Origin of the sequence: Enterobacter sp. TCD1-1, from assembly GCF_020567405.1 — a bacterium.
GTDB lineage: Bacteria > Pseudomonadota > Gammaproteobacteria > Enterobacterales > Enterobacteriaceae > Enterobacter > Enterobacter quasiroggenkampii.
This window is the reverse complement of sequence record NZ_JAJCXF010000003.1, coordinates 70,320-88,343: the sequence shown is the minus strand read 5'-3', so window position 1 is coordinate 88,343 and position 18,024 is coordinate 70,320. Positions and strand designations below refer to the sequence as shown.

Below are 18,024 nucleotides of genomic sequence, written 5' to 3'. Positions count from 1 at the left end.
AATAATGGCTATCGAAATCAATGTACCGGACATCGGGGCTGATGAAGTTGAAATCACCGAGATCCTGGTCAAAGTGGGCGACAAAGTTGAAGCTGAACAGTCGCTGATCACCGTAGAAGGCGACAAAGCCTCTATGGAAGTCCCGTCTCCTCAGGCTGGCATCGTTAAAGAGATCAAAGTCTCTGTTGGCGATAAAACCGAGACTGGCAAACTGATCATGATTTTCGATTCCGCCGACGGTGCAGCAGCTGCTGCACCTGCGCAGGAAGAGAAGAAAGCCGCTCCGGCCGCCGCTGCTCCAGCAGCTGCCGCGAGCGCGAAAGAAGTGAACGTGCCTGACATCGGCGGTGACGAAGTTGAAGTTACTGAGATCCTGGTGAAAGTGGGCGATACCGTTGCGGCCGAGCAGTCACTGATCACCGTAGAAGGCGACAAAGCTTCTATGGAAGTGCCAGCACCGTTTGCGGGTACCGTTAAAGAGATCAAGATCAACACCGGTGACAAAGTGTCTACTGGCTCCCTGATTATGATCTTCGAAGTGGCAGGTGCTGCACCTGCTGCCGCGCCTGCACAGGCCGCTGCTCCGGCGCCAGCCGCAGCACCAGCCGCTGCTGGCGGCGCGAAAGACGTTAACGTACCGGACATCGGCGGTGATGAAGTTGAAGTCACCGAAGTGATGGTAAAAGTGGGCGACAAAGTTGCCGCTGAACAGTCACTGATCACCGTTGAAGGCGACAAGGCTTCTATGGAAGTTCCTGCGCCATTCGCGGGTACCGTTAAAGAGATCAAAATCAGCACCGGCGACAAAGTGTCTACCGGCTCTCTGATCATGGTCTTCGAAGTGGAAGGCGCTGCGCCTGCCGCAGCTCCGGCTGCCGCGGCTGCTCCAGCACCGGCTGCTGCACCGGCTCAGGCTGCTAAACCAGCCGCTGCCCCTGCTGCAAAAGCAGAAAAATCAGAGTTCGCTGAAAACGACGCTTACGTCCACGCGACGCCGCTGATTCGTCGCCTGGCGCGCGAATTCGGTGTGAACCTGGCGAAAGTGAAAGGGACCGGCCGTAAGGGTCGTATCCTGCGCGAAGACGTTCAGACCTACGTGAAAGACGCGGTGAAACGCGCCGAAGCTGCACCAGCTGCAGCCGCTGGCGGCGGTATCCCGGGCATGCTGCCATGGCCGAAAGTGGACTTCAGCAAGTTCGGCGAGATCGAAGAAGTGGAACTGGGCCGTATCCAGAAAATCTCTGGTGCGAACCTGAGCCGTAACTGGGTGATGATCCCGCACGTTACGCACTTCGATAAGACCGATATCACCGATCTGGAAGCGTTCCGTAAACAGCAGAACGCCGAAGCTGAGAAGCGTAAACTGGACGTGAAATTCACCCCAGTGGTCTTCATCATGAAGGCGGTTGCTGCGGCTCTGGAACAGATGCCACGCTTCAACAGCTCCCTGTCCGAAGACGGCCAGAAGCTGACGCTGAAGAAATACATCAACATCGGTGTTGCGGTTGATACGCCAAATGGTCTGGTTGTTCCGGTCTTCAAAGACGTGAACAAGAAGAGCATCACTGAGCTGTCCCGTGAACTGACCACCATCTCCAAGAAAGCGCGTGATGGTAAGCTGACTGCCGGCGAAATGCAGGGCGGCTGCTTCACCATCTCCAGCATCGGCGGCCTGGGTACCACCCACTTCGCGCCGATTGTGAACGCGCCGGAAGTGGCTATCCTCGGTGTGTCCAAGTCCGCGATGGAGCCGGTGTGGAATGGCAAAGAGTTCGTGCCGCGTCTGATGATGCCAATCTCTCTGTCCTTCGACCACCGCGTGATCGACGGTGCTGATGGTGCGCGTTTCATCACCATCATCAACAACATGCTGAGCGACATTCGCCGCCTGGTGATGTAATCGAAAAGCCGGCCAGTCGGCCGGCTTTTTTCTGATAATCTCATGGTGTTTGTGAGGTTATTGGCGAAAGCGACAATTCGTGAGCCGTTTGTTGTTTCAAAATTGTTAACAATTTTGTAAACTGCGGGCGGATAGAACGACCCGGTGGACGACGGGTATAAACTAAGAGGTCATGATGAGCACAGAAATCAAAACTCAGGTCGTAGTACTTGGGGCAGGCCCGGCAGGTTACTCCGCAGCATTTCGTGCAGCGGATTTAGGTCTGGAAACCGTCATCGTAGAACGTTACAGCACCCTCGGCGGTGTTTGTCTGAACGTCGGCTGTATCCCTTCTAAAGCGCTGCTGCACGTAGCGAAAGTGATCGAAGAAGCCAAAGCGCTGGCTGAACACGGTATCGTCTTCGGCGAGCCGAAAACCGACATCGACAAAATTCGTACCTGGAAAGAGAAAGTTATCACTCAGCTGACCGGCGGTCTGGCGGGTATGGCCAAAGGCCGTAAAGTGAAAGTGGTAAACGGTCTGGGTAAATTCACCGGTGCGAACACCCTGGAAGTGGAAGGCGAAAACGGCAAAACCGTGATCAACTTCGACAACGCGATCATCGCGGCAGGCTCTCGCCCAATCGAACTGCCTTTCATTCCCCATGAAGATCCACGCGTGTGGGATTCCACCGATGCGCTGGAGCTGAAAACCGTTCCTAAGCGTCTGCTGGTTATGGGCGGCGGTATCATCGGTCTGGAAATGGGTACCGTGTACCATGCGCTGGGTTCAGAGATCGACGTGGTTGAAATGTTCGACCAGGTTATCCCGGCTGCCGACAAAGACATCGTTAAAGTCTTCACCAAGCGCATCAGCAAGAAATTCAACCTGATGCTGGAAACCAAAGTGACTGCCGTTGAAGCGAAAGAAGACGGTATTTACGTTTCCATGGAAGGCAAAAAAGCCCCATCCGAACCACAGCGTTACGACGCCGTGCTGGTGGCTATCGGTCGTGTACCGAACGGTAAAAACCTCGACGCGGGCAAAGCTGGCGTGGAAGTGGACGACCGTGGCTTCATCCGCGTTGACAAACAGCTGCGCACCAACGTGCCGCACATCTTTGCTATCGGCGATATCGTCGGTCAGCCAATGCTGGCGCACAAAGGTGTTCACGAAGGCCACGTTGCCGCTGAAGTTATCGCCGGCATGAAGCACTACTTCGATCCGAAAGTGATCCCATCTATCGCGTACACCGAGCCAGAAGTGGCATGGGTTGGTCTGACTGAGAAAGAAGCGAAAGAGAAAGGCATCAGCTACGAAACCGCCACCTTCCCGTGGGCTGCTTCTGGCCGTGCTATCGCTTCCGACTGCGCAGACGGTATGACCAAACTGATCTTCGACAAAGAGACTCACCGCGTAATCGGTGGTGCGATTGTCGGCACCAACGGCGGCGAGCTGCTGGGTGAAATCGGTCTGGCTATCGAAATGGGTTGTGACGCTGAAGACATCGCGCTGACCATCCACGCACACCCGACTCTGCACGAGTCCGTGGGCCTGGCGGCAGAAGTGTTTGAAGGCAGCATCACCGACCTGCCAAACGCGAAAGCGAAGAAGAAATAAATTTCTTCCCTGATTGCTAACGCCTCCTCTGGAGGCGTTTTTTTTGCCTGAAAACTACCCATTATGGTAGGTAACTTATTGTTATTTCCTCTAAAAATTTTCATCTGTCTGCCGATACCTTTTGCACCATTGTGTAGCTACTGGCCGCACGGTTAACGATTCTGGACTTTTGATTACACACAAAAAGGAAATAACATGTCTTTGAAGAAAGTGATGGGGATTGGCTTATTAGCGGCAGTGATGACGCTGACCGGGTGCGGTGCGATGACGACGGCGGTGAAAAAACGCAACCTGGAAGTAAAAACGCAGATGAGTGAAACCATCTGGCTTGAGCCATCCAGTGAAAAAACGGTCTACATTCAGGTTAAAAACACTTCTGATAAAGACATGAGCAACCTGCAGACGCTGCTGGCAAACGATCTGAGTGCCAAGGGATACAAGGTCACCAGCTCTCCTGACAGCGCATACTATTGGGTGCAGGCTAACGTTCTGAAAGCAGACAAAATGGACCTGCGTGAATCTCAGGGCTACCTGAAAACCGGCTATGAAGGCGCCGCTGTGGGTGCCGCGCTGGGTGCCGGTATCACGGCCTACAACAGCAACTCCTCCGGTGCAGCGCTGGGCGTGGGGCTGGCTGCGGGGCTGATCGGCATGGCGGCAGATGCGATGGTGGAAGACGTAAACTATACGATGGTGACCGACCTGCAGATCTCCGAGCGCAGCAAGGCGAAGGTGACCACGGACAACATCGCGGCGCTGCGTCAGGGAACGTCTGGCGTGAAGCTGCAAACCAGCACCGAGCAGGGCGACCGTGCGAAGTATCAAACCCGCGTGGTGTCGAACGCTAACAAAGTAAACCTGAAGTTTGAAGAAGCCAAACCGGTTCTGGAAGCTCAGCTGGCGAAATCAGTCGCCAATATTCTGTAAGTTAAAAAGCCGGGGGGCGGCTTCGCCTTACCCGGCCTACAGGCAGAGCGGGTATTCAGGGTTCGACGGGCTGCCAGGTTTTATCAGGCGCGTATGAGGCCAGCGCCCGGGCCTTTTGCTCCGACTCGCTGCCGAGATCGGACTGGTACACCTTGTCGTCCTGATTTATCACAAAGCTCATCACGCCCGTCTGGCCGTAGCTGACCGGCCACGCCACCATCGCGAAACCGTTTTTATCCGGCAGGATCCGGAAGCGATAGCCGTGATAGCCGGTACCCGGCTCTTTTGGGCTAAATGCTGGTCCGAGCGGACTGGGCGCTTCGCCGGGAGAGGCGGGCCAGTACAAACCGTCTTTTTTGCCCTTCGAGCTGACAATCTTCTGCGCGTATTTCTGGTTCATCGCAAAGTAGCTTTGCTGCGCATCAACATAGGCATGTAAGGCTTCAATGGCGGCAAGTTCATTACGCCCGATTTCGCGGGTCAGGATCTCTTCCGCCCCTTCTTTGATATCGAATTGCCAACCGGTGGCGGTTTTGATCACCGGGATGGGAAGCTGCCAGTTGTTATCGCCGACAACAAGATGCGCCGTATCCCCTTCGACAACGGTGTTATGACGGACTTTCCAGTCGCGCAGGAAACGATCGACGGCATCCGGATCAACGCCTTCAGGGGGCAGAAAATCGCGCCAGTTCTCTCCAAGCAGGTTGCTCATCGCGCGCTCATTATGCTCACCAATGGCGTTGGCCAGCGCATCGGTCGCCTGATCGGGCGTGCTGAAAGACTGCTGCGCCATCGCCGAGGCCGAAAGCATGAACAACACCATTCCACTGAGTAGTTTACTTTTCATGTCGGTTCCCTTAGCGATGTCGAATTTCACGGCGTTCAGCGCGTCCACCAGACGCCTGACGCGGCTGCTGCTGGCGAGCCGCAAGCTGCCTGCTTTGCGCACCACGCTGCTGCTGCGCCTGCCAGTTGGCGGAGCGGCTGTCGTTGCCGCTCAGCGCATTGGCCCGGGGCTGGCTGTTCCGCTGCTGCAGAGTGCGTTGCTGCGTGGGCTGCGAAACCCGTTTCTCTTGTCTCTGCGCGGTGGTCTGGCGATTCTCTCGCTGCTGTGTGGTGGTTCGCTTCGCCGTCTGCGGTTTGGTGTCGTAGCCACGGTAGTTATTGCGCTGGGAAATCTGCTTCAGCTGTTCACTTGAGGCCTGACGCTGCACGTCTTTCGTGCCGGGACGTGCCGTTTGCGGGAAGGTTTTACCCGTGGATTTCTCCATCTGGCTCAGGGCCGCCTGACGCTGGCTGTCCCGGTTAACCGGTTTTTGCTGCGTTGAGCTTAGCCCGGTAGCCGTGCTGGTGGAGTGGAAACGGGTGTTGAGCTGGTTGGTCGGATAGGGCACACCTTCCCGATAGGCCGGGTTATGCTGCCAGGTACGGTTGGCGTCCGTCAGACGCTGTCCGCTGATTTTATTGAAGTTCTCAACGTTGATATTGATGTTGTTATCACCGTTGCGGTTATAGCCGCCGTGATTATCCCAGTCACCGTCATGATGGTGATCCCAGTCATCGTCGTCATCCCAGTCGATGTTGCTGAAAATGGCATAGGTTGTGGCGACACCCAGGCTGAAGCCTAAGCCGTTGACGAAGCTGTTGCCAAACTGCTCCCCGGGTGTAGGCGGGAGATAGGTGGGCGGATAGGCAGTGTTGGGCCAGGTCCCGTAAACCGTATTGGGGTTATAGGTGGGGACGTACACAACCTGCGGATCGGCAGATTCAATTTTGATCACCGTTGGCGCGGGCGCAGACGTGGTTGTGGTTGTGGTTGTCGTCGTTGCCTCGGTGGTGCTGGTTTTAGCCGGAGCCGGTTTAGTCACGGTGGTGACCGTCTGCTGAGGCGTGGATTGTAACGCGCCTGTCTTCTGTGCCAGCGCGCGCAGGCGCTGAACGGAATCCATCACGTCTTTCGGCTGCGCGAGAAACGCATCGCCCAAATTTTGTACCCACGGCGGGTTTTCACCCATCAGCGACATCAGTTGAGGAAACGCGACCAGCGATTTGACGCTCGGATCCCATGGCTGGCTGGCAACAGCCTGAATGGCGGCGTCCCCTTCCATTTTAGGGTTGTCTTTTGACCACTGCGCCGCCTGAATCACGTTGGCCGGGTAAGTCGAGGCCATCAAGATCTGTGACAGCAGGGCGTCCGGGTAGAGCGCGATAGGGGCAACCCACTGATCGATTTGCGCGGCAGTATAGGTTGGCGCGACGACAGGGGCGGGCGCAACGGGTTCCGTTGCGCGGCTTTTGACAAACATGACGCCTGAGGCGGCAAGCAGCCCGGCACTGCACAGAAGGACGAGCAGATGTGGCTTAAAGGGCAACTTCATAAAATGACTCCAACGAGACAAGCGCTGTGCCGTGAGGCGTTACGGTTGGCGTGAGTATTATTCACCCGTCTTTTACTGTTTTGACTTTTATTGGGAAGTGTCCGGTACGTCCGGATAAAGAGTGTGAGTATTTATTACACAATTATATGCGATGCGGGAAAAACCGAAGGAAATTCAGAAGGCCGCTCTTACGAGCGGCCAGCAGCTAGTTGCCGAGGTTGACGACAAACAGCACCGTGATGTCGGATATGTTCCAGCCACCGTGCAGCGCGGTTAGCAGTAAACCAGTCACAACGATCAACGCAGTGATTCGCATCTCCATTGCGTGCGTTCCTGTACAGGCTACGCGGGTTCATTCTCCACCGGGAAAGGCAGAACCTGGCAAATGAGTACATTGCCGCGTAGGTTACGGAACTGCTCCCGGGCCCGGTGACTGGTTGCTACACCAGCGAAGCAGGCCGAGCGCAACAGTATTACAGCCTAAATGGACTGAAAAGAGGTGAAATGCAGTTTCATTCTTTTTCATTCGAAACTGGATGGCGGCTCGTAAACACAAAATATGGACTTGCGTATCTAATTACTCAGGAGCATTATTCATGACGAGTGCATTGCCGCAAATCTGCCAACCCGGTGTGCTACCACCGCAAGGCAACAAATAAACCGCTATCAGGCGGTTTTTTTGTCCCTAAAATTCACCCCCTCACCCCGTTACACCATGCTTAACGATTCAGCAAATTTTTTAATGTTGCTTTTTTGTAAACGGATTAACACTGTGCAGAAATCCTGCTATGCTGCCCGACGCGGTATCGGGCATTTACCCTACAAACTGCTGTCTCACAGGAGCGTGAAGAGAACGCCCGCCGCATATGACAATGAGAGCGAGGAGAACCGTCGTGCTAGAAGAATACCGTAAGCACGTAGCAGAACGTGCCGCCGAGGGAATTGTACCCAAACCTTTAGATGCAACCCAAATGGCCGCGCTCGTCGAGCTGCTGAAGAACCCGCCTAAGGGCGAAGAAGAATTCCTGTTAGATCTGTTGATCAACCGCGTACCGCCTGGCGTAGATGAAGCTGCCTACGTAAAAGCCGGATTCCTTGCTGCTATCGCCAAAGGCGAAGCCACCTCCCCACTGGTTACTCCTGAAAAAGCCATTGAACTGCTCGGCACCATGCAGGGTGGTTACAACATTCATCCGCTGATTGACGCGCTGGATAACGACAAGCTGGCACCGATTGCCGCTAAAGCGCTCTCGTCTACGCTGCTGATGTTCGATAACTTCTACGATGTGGAAGAAAAAGCCAAAGCAGGCAACGTCTATGCGAAGCAGGTGATGCAGTCCTGGGCGGATGCCGAATGGTTCCTGAATCGTCCAGCACTTGCTGAAAAAATCACCGTTACCGTCTTCAAAGTGACCGGTGAAACCAACACCGATGACCTCTCTCCGGCACCGGACGCGTGGTCTCGCCCGGATATCCCTCTGCACGCCCTGGCGATGCTGAAAAACGCCCGTGAAGGCATTGAGCCGGATCAGCCTGGCAGCGTTGGTCCGATCAAACAGATCGAAGCCCTGCAGAAAAAAGGGTTCCCGCTGGCCTACGTGGGTGACGTTGTGGGTACCGGTTCTTCCCGTAAATCCGCGACCAACTCCGTGCTGTGGTTCATGGGTGACGACATCCCGCATGTGCCAAACAAACGCGGCGGCGGCCTGTGCCTCGGTGGTAAAATTGCACCGATCTTCTTCAACACCATGGAAGATGCGGGCGCCCTGCCGATCGAAGTGGACGTCTCCAACCTGAACATGGGCGACGTGATTGACGTTTACCCGTACAAAGGTGAAGTGCGTAACCACGAAACTAACGAACTGCTGGCGAGCTTTGAGCTGAAAACCGACGTGCTGATCGACGAAGTGCGTGCCGGTGGCCGTATTCCGCTGATCATCGGTCGTGGCCTGACCACCAAAGCGCGTGAAGCGCTGGGTCTGCCGCACAGTGATGTATTCCGTCACGCGAAAGACGTTGCGGAGAGCAATCGCGGTTACTCTCTGGCGCAGAAAATGGTCGGTCGCGCCTGCGGCGTCGCAGGTGTTCGTCCTGGCGCATACTGCGAGCCGAAGATGACCTCCGTAGGTTCTCAGGACACCACTGGCCCAATGACCCGTGACGAACTGAAAGACCTGGCGTGCCTGGGCTTCTCTTCCGATCTGGTGATGCAGTCCTTCTGCCATACTGCGGCGTATCCGAAGCCGGTTGACGTAACCACGCACCACACGCTGCCAGACTTCATCATGAACCGCGGCGGTGTTTCCCTGCGTCCGGGCGACGGCGTAATTCACTCCTGGCTGAACCGCATGCTGCTGCCGGATACCGTGGGTACCGGCGGTGACTCCCATACCCGTTTCCCAATCGGTATCTCCTTCCCGGCGGGTTCCGGTCTGGTGGCGTTTGCTGCGGCGACGGGCGTGATGCCGCTGGATATGCCGGAATCGGTGCTGGTGCGCTTCAAAGGTAAAATGCAGCCGGGTATCACCCTGCGCGACCTGGTTCACGCGATCCCGCTGTATGCGATTAAACAGGGTCTGCTGACCGTTGAGAAGAAAGGGAAGAAAAACATCTTCTCTGGCCGTATCCTGGAAATCGAAGGTCTGCCGGATCTGAAGGTTGAGCAGGCGTTCGAGCTGACCGATGCCTCCGCTGAGCGTTCAGCTGCGGGCTGTACCATCAAGCTGAACAAAGAGCCGATTATTGAGTATCTGAACTCTAACATCGTGCTGCTGAAGTGGATGATTGCAGAAGGCTACGGCGACCGTCGTACGCTGGAGCGTCGTATCCAGGGCATGGAGAAATGGCTGGCCGATCCGCAACTGCTGGAAGCTGATGCTGACGCAGAGTACGCGGCGGTGATCGACATCGATCTGGCGGATATCAAAGAGCCAATCCTGTGTGCACCGAACGATCCGGACGACGCGCGTCCGCTGTCCGAAGTTCAGGGCGAGAAGATCGACGAAGTGTTCATCGGATCCTGCATGACCAACATCGGCCACTTCCGTGCGGCTGGCAAGCTGCTGGATACCCACAAAGGCCAGCTGCCAACCCGTCTGTGGGTGGCGCCGCCAACCCGTATGGACGCGGCTCAGTTGACCGAAGAGGGCTACTACAGCGTGTTTGGTAAGAGCGGGGCGCGTATTGAAATTCCTGGCTGTTCCCTGTGTATGGGCAACCAGGCGCGTGTCGCCGACGGCGCGACTGTGGTTTCCACCTCGACCCGTAACTTCCCGAACCGTTTAGGTACCGGTGCGAACGTCTTCCTGGCCTCTGCGGAGCTGGCGGCGGTTGCGGCGCTGATTGGCAAACTGCCAACGCCGGAAGAGTACCAGACCTTTGTGGCTCAGGTGGATAAGACCGCGGTGGATACCTATCGCTACCTGAACTTCGACCAGCTCTCTCAGTACACCGAGAAGGCTGACGGGGTTATCTTCCAGACGGCAGTATAAACAGCAAAACCGTCTCTACGAGACGGTTTTTAGTGTTTGCACCCTCTCCCACGGGAGAGGGACGGGGTGAGGGCATCAGGCCGCAGGGTCTTGCTCTCACCTTTTTATTTTCATTCCTCCCACCTCTCACGCTTTTTTTCTTCCTCTCTGCTGCGATAATTACCCTAATGGCTTTGCAGAGGAAAACACTATGGATTACGAATTTCTGCGCGACATCACCGGAGTGGTGAAAGTGCGTATGTCGATGGGCCACGAAGCCGTTGGACACTGGTTTAACGAAGAGGTGAAAGAAAATCTCGCCCTTCTTGATGAGGTTGAACAGGCGGCAAATACGGTGAAAGGCAGTGAACGCTCCTGGCAACGCGCCGGGCACGAATACACGCTGTGGATGGATGGTGAAGAGGTCATGGTGCGTGCCAACCAGCTCGAGTTTTCAGGCGACGAGATGGAAGAGGGGATGAGCTACTATGACGAAGAAAGCCTTTCGCTGTGCGGCGTTGAAGACTTCCTTCAGGTGGTGAATGCCTACCGCGAGTTCATGAAACAGCGGTAACTTCCCGAAGCGTCCCTGCTCCGGGCAACACTTACACGGCCGGAATGTTGCGGCCGTAGTAGATCTCGCGCATCTCTTTCCAGAGCAGGTCAGTAATCGCCTTACGCTCTTCTTCGCTCAAATCTTCCGGCTTCGTGTGGAACATATAGTGCTTAAGGTCGAATTCCTTAAGCAACATCTTGGTATGGAAGATGTTTTCCTGATACACGTTCACGTCCATCATGTCATACAGTGATTTCATGTCCTCGGACATAAAGTTCTGAATAGAGTTGATCTCGTGGTCGATGAAGTGCTTCATGCCGTTGACGTCACGGGTAAAACCGCGCACGCGATAATCAATCGTGACGATATCCGATTCCAGCTGGTGGATGAGATAGTTCAGCGCGTTGAGCGGGGAAATCACGCCGCAGGTCGACACTTCAATATCGGCGCGGAACGTACACAGCCCACCTTCCGGGTGACTCTCCGGGTAGGTATGGACGCAGATATGGCTCTTATCCAGGTGGGCAACCACCACTTCCGGCAGCGGGCCCGGATGTTCCGTTTTGTCGATAAGCTTCGGGTCGACCGGCTCTTCGCTGACCAGGATGGTCACGCTGGCGCCCTGGGGTTCATAATCCTGTCGGGCGATATTCAGGATGTTGGCGCCGATAATGGAACAGGTTTCTGACAGGATCTCGGTCAGACGGTTGGCGTTGTAGAGTTCGTCGATATAGGCGATGTAACCATCACGTTCTTCCGCTGTTTTGGCATAGCAGATATCGTAAATACAAAAACTCAGGCTTTTGGTCAGGTTGTTAAAGCCATGCAGTTTAAGCTTTTTCAATTAGCTCACCCCCTTAGTGGATAATGCGTCTTGCAGGTACTGCGGCAGAGCAAACGCTGCGGTATGAATAGCCGGATTGTAGTATCGGCACTGAAGGCCGGCCTGATGGAAGCGGGCCTGAATAATTTCGGTGGAAAGATGACGTAAGACGTCGTTATCCGTCGCCCAGGCAAAGGTCATGATCCCGCCGTAGTAGGTTGGAATTGCCGCCTGATAGAAGCTGACATCATCGAAATAGGTGCTCAGCTTACGGTGGCTATCCAGCGCTTCATCCTGCTGCAGGAAGCAGACGCCATTTTGGGCGACGAAGATCCCGCCCGGGTTCAGACAGCGCTTGCAGCCTTCGTAGAACGAGGAGGTAAACAGCGACGCGCCAGGACCGATAGGATCGGTGCAGTCGGAGATGATCACGTCAAAGGTCTGCGAGGTCTGGTTAACGAAGTTAACGCCGTCGTCAATCACCAGGCTAAAGCGCGGGTCGTCATAGCTGCCGGCATTGTGGTTGGGCAGATACTGGCGGCAGAAAGAGACGACGCCCGCATCGATTTCCACCATGGTGATGGTTTCAATGGAACGATGGCGGGAAACTTCACGCAGCATTGCGCCGTCGCCACCGCCGATAATCAGGACATGCTTCGCGTGGCCGTGTGCCAGCAGCGGGACGTGGGTCATCATCTCATGATAGATAAACTCATCTCGCTCGGTCGTTTGCACGACGCCATCCAGGGCCATGACGCGGCCAAAGGCAGCATTCTCGAAGATGATCAGATCCTGGTGATCGGTTTTCTCATGATAGAGCACGTTATCAACGGCAAAGTACTGACCAAACTGGTCATGCAGTGTTTCATGCCACAACGTGTGGTCGGCCATACGCGGACTCCTCCTTTGTTAACATCCGTTACGCTCACAAAAAATGAGCGAAACATGATAGCTAACTATAACCGTGGTTGCACGGCTATAGGTTCAACAGGGGGCGTCGGGAAGGTTATTTGACGTAGGCGAGCAGGCTGAGTGAGTCGCGAGCCAGCGCTTTGCATTTTTTAGAGGTGGGAATGCCAATACCGCTTAGGTCACGGTAGCTGTCTTCGCCGAGCGCCTTCATGTCGAAGCTGTCGTAGTTGCTGAGATCCCACTGGTTCTGCTGGGCAAAAAAGACCAGCGCGCGGCGAATTTGCCCGTTGGGTAAATTCTGGTAGCCACAATCATTTTTCAGGAATACAAAAACCGCCGTTAAATCGGCCATATCTTCCGCTTCATTTTCACTTAGCGCATAGCTGTTCGCACACATTGCCATCAGGCTACCGAACAAAATTGTCCTGAAAAACGTCTTCATTGCTTCTACCACTTCTTCACGGAAAATTAACGTTAGCATACTTGATGCCAGTGCGACGATCTTTATTATTGCCGCTTTACTTGACCTTCCGGTAAGGGGAGGGTTTATGCTCAAAAGATCGCCTGCTGGAAATAAGGAAATGAAAATGCAACGTCGTGATTTTTTAAAATATTCCGTGGCGCTGGGTGCTGCCAGCGCATTGCCTCTCTGGAGCCGCGCGGTTTTTGCGGCTGACAGGCCTGCCTTACCCATCCCTGATTTGCTGACCGCGGATGCCCGTAGCCGTATCAAGCTTGTTGTTCAGTCCGGCAGCACGCTGTTCGGTGCGCACAACGCGACAACCTGGGGCTATAACGGCAATCTGCTCGGCCCTGCGCTGCAGCTGCGCAAAGGGAAGGCGGTGACGGTGGATATCCACAATACGCTTGCTGAAGAGACGACGGTGCACTGGCACGGACTGGAAGTGCCGGGCGAGGTAGACGGCGGGCCGCAGGGCATCATCAAAGCGGGCAGCTCGCGCAGCGTCACCTTTACGCCCGACCAGCGCGCGGCAACCTGCTGGTTCCATCCGCATCAGCATGGCAAAACGGGCCATCAGGTGGCGATGGGGCTGGCGGGACTGGTGCTGATTGAAGACGACGAGAGTCGCCTGCTGCGCCTGCCGAAACAATGGGGCATCGACGATGTGCCGGTGATTGTGCAGGACAAGAAATTCACCGCTGACGGGCAAATTGACTACCAACTGGACGTGATGAGCGCGGCGGTCGGCTGGTTTGGCGACACGCTGCTGACCAACGGCGCCATTTATCCTCAGCACGCCGCGCCGAAAGGCTGGCTGCGCCTGCGTCTGCTTAACGGCTGTAACGCGCGTTCCCTCAACTTCGCCACCAGCGATAAGCGTCCGCTGTACGTGGTCGCCAGCGACGGCGGGCTGCTGCCTGAGCCGGTGAAGGTCAACGAACTGCCGATGCTGATGGGGGAGCGCTTTGAGGTGCTGGTGGATATCAGCGACGGCAAGCCGTTCGATCTTGTGACCCTGCCGGTTAGCCAGATGGGGATGGCGGTCGCGCCGTTTGACAAGCCGCATCCGGTGCTGCGTATTCAGCCGTTACAGGTGACCGCTTCCGGCACGCTGCCTGATACGTTAACCACTCTGCCAGCCCTTCCGTCGCTTGATGGGCTTACGCAACGCAAACTGCAGCTCTCCATGAACCCCATGCTCGATATGATGGGCATGCAGGCGCTGATGGCGAAATATGGTGATAAGGCGATGGCGGGGATGCATCACGGGCAGATGATGGGCCACATGAATATGGACCACGGCAAAATGGGTGGCATGGGGCACATGAATCACGGCGACCATGGCTTTGATTTCCATAACGCCAATATGATTAACGGTAAAGCGTTCGACATGAACACGCCGATGTTTGCAGCGACAAAAGGGCAGTTTGAGCGCTGGGTGATTTCAGGTGAAGGGGACATGATGCTGCATCCGTTCCACATTCACGGTACGCAGTTCCGCATTCTTTCTGAGAACGGCAAAGCGCCGTACGCGCATCGCGCGGGCTGGAAGGATACGGTAAAGGTGGAAGGCGGCGTCAGCGAGGTGCTGGTGAAGTTTGACCACGATGCGCCGAAGGAGTTTGCCTATATGGCGCACTGCCATCTTCTGGAGCATGAAGATACGGGGATGATGCTGGGCTTTACCGTATAAAAAAGCCGGGTGGCGACTTCGCCTTACCCGGCCTACATAGCGTACTCGAAGGCCCGGTAAGCGTAAGCGCCACCGGGCTTTTCAGTTACTTGTTTTCGTCAGGCAGTGCATACGCGACAATATAGTCGCCCATCTTCGTGCCAAACGAACCGTGACCGCCCGCAGAGATGACAACGTACTGCTTGCCATTCACTTCATAGGTCATCGGCGTGGCTTGTCCACCCGCAGGCAGACGGCCTTGCCACAGTTTCTCACCGTTGGTCATGTTGTACGCGCGCAGGTAGTTATCTGCGGTTGCCGCGATGAACAGCACGTTACCGGCGGTGGAGATTGGGCCACCCAGCATTGGCATACCCATATTAAACGGCACAGGAACCGGCATTGGGAACGGCATGCTGTCCTGCGGGGTACCAATACGTTTTTTCCACACGATCTGGTTAGTTTTCAGATCCAGACCGGAGATGTAACCCCAGGCAGGCTGTTTACACGGCAGACCAAACGGCGACAGGAACGGGTTCAGCGTTACGCCGAACGGTACGCCATACTGCGGCTGAATACCGGCTTCGGTACCGCTGCCTTTCGCGTCTTTCGGCTGCTCCATTGGGTTGCCCGGACCGCGTGGGATCAGACGGGAAACGAACGGCAGCGCCATCGGGTTAGCAATAGCGACCTGACGGTTAGGGTCAACGGAGATCCCGCCCCACTCGAACATCCCCAGGTTACCCGGGAAGACCAGCGTGCCCTGCTCAGAAGGCGGCGTGAAGATGCCTTCATAGCGCAGCTGATGGAACATCACGCGGCACACCAGCTGGTCAAACATTGTGGCACCCCACATGTCTGCCCCGCTGAGGTCTTTCTTCGGACGGAAGCTCAGATCGGAGAACGGCTGGGTTTTGCTGACGTAATCACCTTTCGCCGCACCCTGCGGAACCGGTTTTTCCGGTGCCGGCACAACCAGCTTGCCGTTGCTGCGATCCAGTACGAAGATGTTGCCGGTTTTCGCCGGGGCGTAAATCACCGGTACGGTTTTGCCGTTAACGGTAATGTCCGCCAGCGTCGGCTGGGACGGCATATCCATATCCCACAGATCGTGGTGAACGGTCTGATAGCTCCAGGCCAGCTTACCGGTGGTCGCGTTCAATGCCACGATAGCGCTGGCATAACGTTCCTGCTCCGGTGTGCGGTTACCGCCCCAGATATCTGGCGTAGTAACACCCATCGGCAGGTAGACCAGGTCCAGCTTCGCGTCATACGCAGCAGGTGCCCAGGAGTTTGGCGAGTTAAAGGTAAAGGTGTGCTCGTCCGAGGGGATCGCATTCGGATCTTTCGCGCCCGGGTCGAAGGCCCACAGCAGTTTACCGGTATTCACGTCGAAACCGCGGATAACGCCGGAGGTTTCACGCGTGGAGAAGTTATCCGTTACCGAACCGGCAATCACGATGGTTTTATCAGTGATGATGGGCGGCGAGGTTGGCTCGTACAGACCCGGCGTGGTGTCCGGCATATTGGTCTGCAGATTCAGGATACCTTTGTTGGCAAAGGTTTCACACAGCTTGCCCGTTTCGGCATTGATGGCGAACAGACGACCATCGTTGACCGGCAGCATGATGCGGCGCGGACAGTCGGCAACCACTTCCGGGCTCGCGTTATCGGCGCGCGCTTCGTGATAAGAGACGCCACGGCAGGTCACGTGCTGGAAGGACGGGTTGGAGTTCAGCTGCGGATCGAAGTGCCATTTCTCTTTACCGGTGGCCGCGTCGAGCGCGAACAGACGCTGGTGCGCCGTACACAGATAAAGCATATCGCCGACTTTAATTGGCGTCACTTCGTTGGTCAGTTCACCCGGATCGTTCGGCATCTTCAGGTCGCCGGTACGGAATACCCAGGCTTCTTTCAGGTTCTTAACGTTGTCCGCGTTGATCTGTTTCAGCGGAGAGTAACGCTGGCCTTCCTGGTTACGACCATAGGCAGGCCAGTCGCCGTCAGCGACCTGTGAGATCGCTGCCGCAGGCGTGGATTCTGCGTTCAGCGTACCGTTGATCTCCTGCGGGTCGTTAAAGCCAGCCCATGTGAGGATACCGCCGCTGATCAGCAGGGCCACCACCAGCGCCGCAACGGCACCGCTGGACGGCACGATCAGGCGACGCCAGACGAACGGCAGGATCAGCCAGATACCGAAGAAGACCAGGATGTCACTGCGCGGCGTCAGCGCCCAGAAGTCAAAGCCGACTTCCCAGACGCCCCAGATCATGGTGGCAAGAAGGAGTGCGGCATACAGCCACAGTGCAGATTGTTTTCTACGCCAGAGCAGGACGGTTACGCCAAGCATAACCAGGCCCGCAATCGGGTAGTACCAGGAGCCGCCGATCGCGACCAGCCAGACGCCACCGATTAACAGGTACAGGCCGCAGAAGGCGGCGAATAGCGCTGTTAATGTCACCAGTAGACGCGGCTGTTTAGAGTTTGTTTCAGCCATAGAAAGTGTACTCGTCAGTTTTTGTTAATAATTTGCTAGCAACTAATTATAGGTATTAACAAGTGTGATCGGAATCACAATATTTGCTTTTTATAACTCATACGCCAGGGTTATCCATTTGCTGATATAATGGCTGGCTTGCGTATCAGTGCTGGATATTAACTCATCCGTATTGAGAGATTTTCATTAAAATCATTTGGTTAGTAATATGAAACATACTGTTGAAGTGATGATCCCGGAAGCCGAGATCAAAGCGCGTATCGCCGAACTGGGTCGTCAAATCACCGAACATTACAAGGACAGCGGCAGCGAAATGGTGCTGGTCGGTCTGTTGCGCGGCTCTTTCATGTTCATGGCCGACCTGTGCCGTGAAGTGCACGTGCCCCATGAGGTCGATTTTATGACCGCCTCCAGCTACGGCAGCGGCATGTCCACCACCCGTGATGTGAAAATCCTGAAAGATCTGGATGAAGATATTCGTGGCAAAGATGTGTTGATCGTTGAGGACATCATCGACTCCGGCAACACGCTGTCAAAAGTGCGCGAGATCCTGAGCCTGCGTGAGCCAAAATCGCTGGCGATTTGCACCCTGCTGGATAAACCTGACCGCCGTGAAGTGCAGGTGCCGGTAGAGTTTGTCGGTTTCTCTATTCCTGACGAATTCGTCGTCGGTTACGGCATTGACTACGCACAGCGTTATCGCCATTTGCCGTATGTTGGGAAAGTGGTATTGCTGGACGAATAATTGCGGTTTGTTGCCCGGTGGCGCTGCGCCTACCGGGCCTACGAATGGGCACATGTAGGCCGGGTAAGGCGCAGCCGCTAC

The 18,024-nt window shown here is 55.6% G+C and carries 13 protein-coding genes; 7 read left to right on the top strand and 6 right to left on the bottom strand.

Translation table 11 applies throughout. From position 1 onward, the window contains the following. The first annotated feature begins 4 nt into the window (after positions 1-4). The 3 genes from aceF (at position 5) to traT (ending at position 4,427) form a co-directional block, all read left to right on the top strand. Positions 5-1,900, top strand: coding sequence for a pyruvate dehydrogenase complex dihydrolipoyllysine-residue acetyltransferase (aceF, locus tag LJA86_RS15350; RefSeq protein WP_023326706.1), 1,896 nt, complete (start codon positions 5-7; stop codon positions 1,898-1,900). A gap of 175 nt (positions 1,901-2,075) precedes the next feature. Next, complete coding sequence (gene lpdA, locus LJA86_RS15345) at positions 2,076-3,500, top strand: dihydrolipoyl dehydrogenase (RefSeq protein ID WP_003856313.1); 1,425 nt, start codon at positions 2,076-2,078, stop codon at positions 3,498-3,500. A 195-nt stretch (positions 3,501-3,695) separates the two neighbouring features. Continuing rightward, entirely contained in the window at positions 3,696-4,427 is a 732-nt protein-coding gene (traT, locus tag LJA86_RS15340; protein WP_229226379.1) for a conjugal transfer complement resistance protein TraT, read from the top strand. 55 nt (positions 4,428-4,482) lie between these two features. Here traT and LJA86_RS15335 read toward each other — a convergent pair whose 3' ends face one another. Continuing rightward, complete coding sequence (locus LJA86_RS15335; RefSeq protein WP_229226378.1) at positions 4,483-5,274, bottom strand: DUF2950 family protein; 792 nt, start codon at positions 5,272-5,274, stop codon at positions 4,483-4,485. 10 nt (positions 5,275-5,284) lie between these two features. Continuing rightward, positions 5,285-6,805 carry a DUF3300 domain-containing protein gene (locus tag LJA86_RS15330; RefSeq protein ID WP_229226377.1) on the bottom strand — a complete coding sequence of 507 codons (1,521 nt, stop codon included), beginning with the start codon at positions 6,803-6,805 and terminating at the stop codon, positions 5,285-5,287. Positions 6,806-7,698: 893 nt separating this feature from the next. Here LJA86_RS15330 and acnB point away from each other — a divergent pair. Continuing rightward, positions 7,699-10,296 carry a bifunctional aconitate hydratase 2/2-methylisocitrate dehydratase gene (acnB, locus tag LJA86_RS15325; protein ID WP_032645211.1) on the top strand — a complete coding sequence of 866 codons (2,598 nt, stop codon included), beginning with the start codon at positions 7,699-7,701 and terminating at the stop codon, positions 10,294-10,296. 190 nt (positions 10,297-10,486) lie between these two features. Beyond that, positions 10,487-10,849: a protein YacL gene (gene yacL, locus LJA86_RS15320; RefSeq protein ID WP_045907811.1), complete on the top strand. Its 363-nt coding sequence runs from the start codon at positions 10,487-10,489 to the stop codon at positions 10,847-10,849. Positions 10,850-10,880: 31 nt separating this feature from the next. On the opposite strand, the gene speD is transcribed toward yacL, so the two are convergent. The 3 genes from speD to LJA86_RS15305 form a co-directional block, all read right to left on the bottom strand. Then, positions 10,881-11,675 (bottom strand): adenosylmethionine decarboxylase, encoded by a 795-nt coding sequence (gene speD / locus LJA86_RS15315; RefSeq protein WP_008501953.1) that lies wholly within the window; start codon positions 11,673-11,675, stop codon positions 10,881-10,883. Further along, a complete protein-coding gene (gene speE, locus LJA86_RS15310) occupies positions 11,676-12,545 on the bottom strand; it encodes a polyamine aminopropyltransferase (protein ID WP_023310424.1) in 870 nt (289 codons plus the stop codon). It lies immediately after the preceding gene. 115 nt (positions 12,546-12,660) lie between these two features. Further along, positions 12,661-13,008 carry a YacC family pilotin-like protein gene (locus LJA86_RS15305; RefSeq protein WP_045327862.1) on the bottom strand — a complete coding sequence of 116 codons (348 nt, stop codon included), beginning with the start codon at positions 13,006-13,008 and terminating at the stop codon, positions 12,661-12,663. Positions 13,009-13,153: 145 nt separating this feature from the next. Between LJA86_RS15305 and cueO the strand changes: the two genes are divergently transcribed. After that, positions 13,154-14,722 (top strand): multicopper oxidase CueO, encoded by a 1,569-nt coding sequence (cueO, locus tag LJA86_RS15300; protein ID WP_229226376.1) that lies wholly within the window; start codon positions 13,154-13,156, stop codon positions 14,720-14,722. Between the two features lie 85 nt (positions 14,723-14,807). Here the strand turns inward: cueO and LJA86_RS15295 are convergent, their stop codons facing one another. Beyond that, positions 14,808-17,198 carry a glucose/quinate/shikimate family membrane-bound PQQ-dependent dehydrogenase gene (locus LJA86_RS15295; RefSeq protein WP_048225662.1) on the bottom strand — a complete coding sequence of 797 codons (2,391 nt, stop codon included), beginning with the start codon at positions 17,196-17,198 and terminating at the stop codon, positions 14,808-14,810. A gap of 208 nt (positions 17,199-17,406) precedes the next feature. On the opposite strand from LJA86_RS15295, the gene hpt reads away from it, so the two are divergent. Beyond that, a complete protein-coding gene (hpt, locus tag LJA86_RS15290; RefSeq protein ID WP_008501948.1) occupies positions 17,407-17,943 on the top strand; it encodes a hypoxanthine phosphoribosyltransferase in 537 nt (178 codons plus the stop codon). Positions 17,944-18,024: the final 81 nt, after the last annotated feature.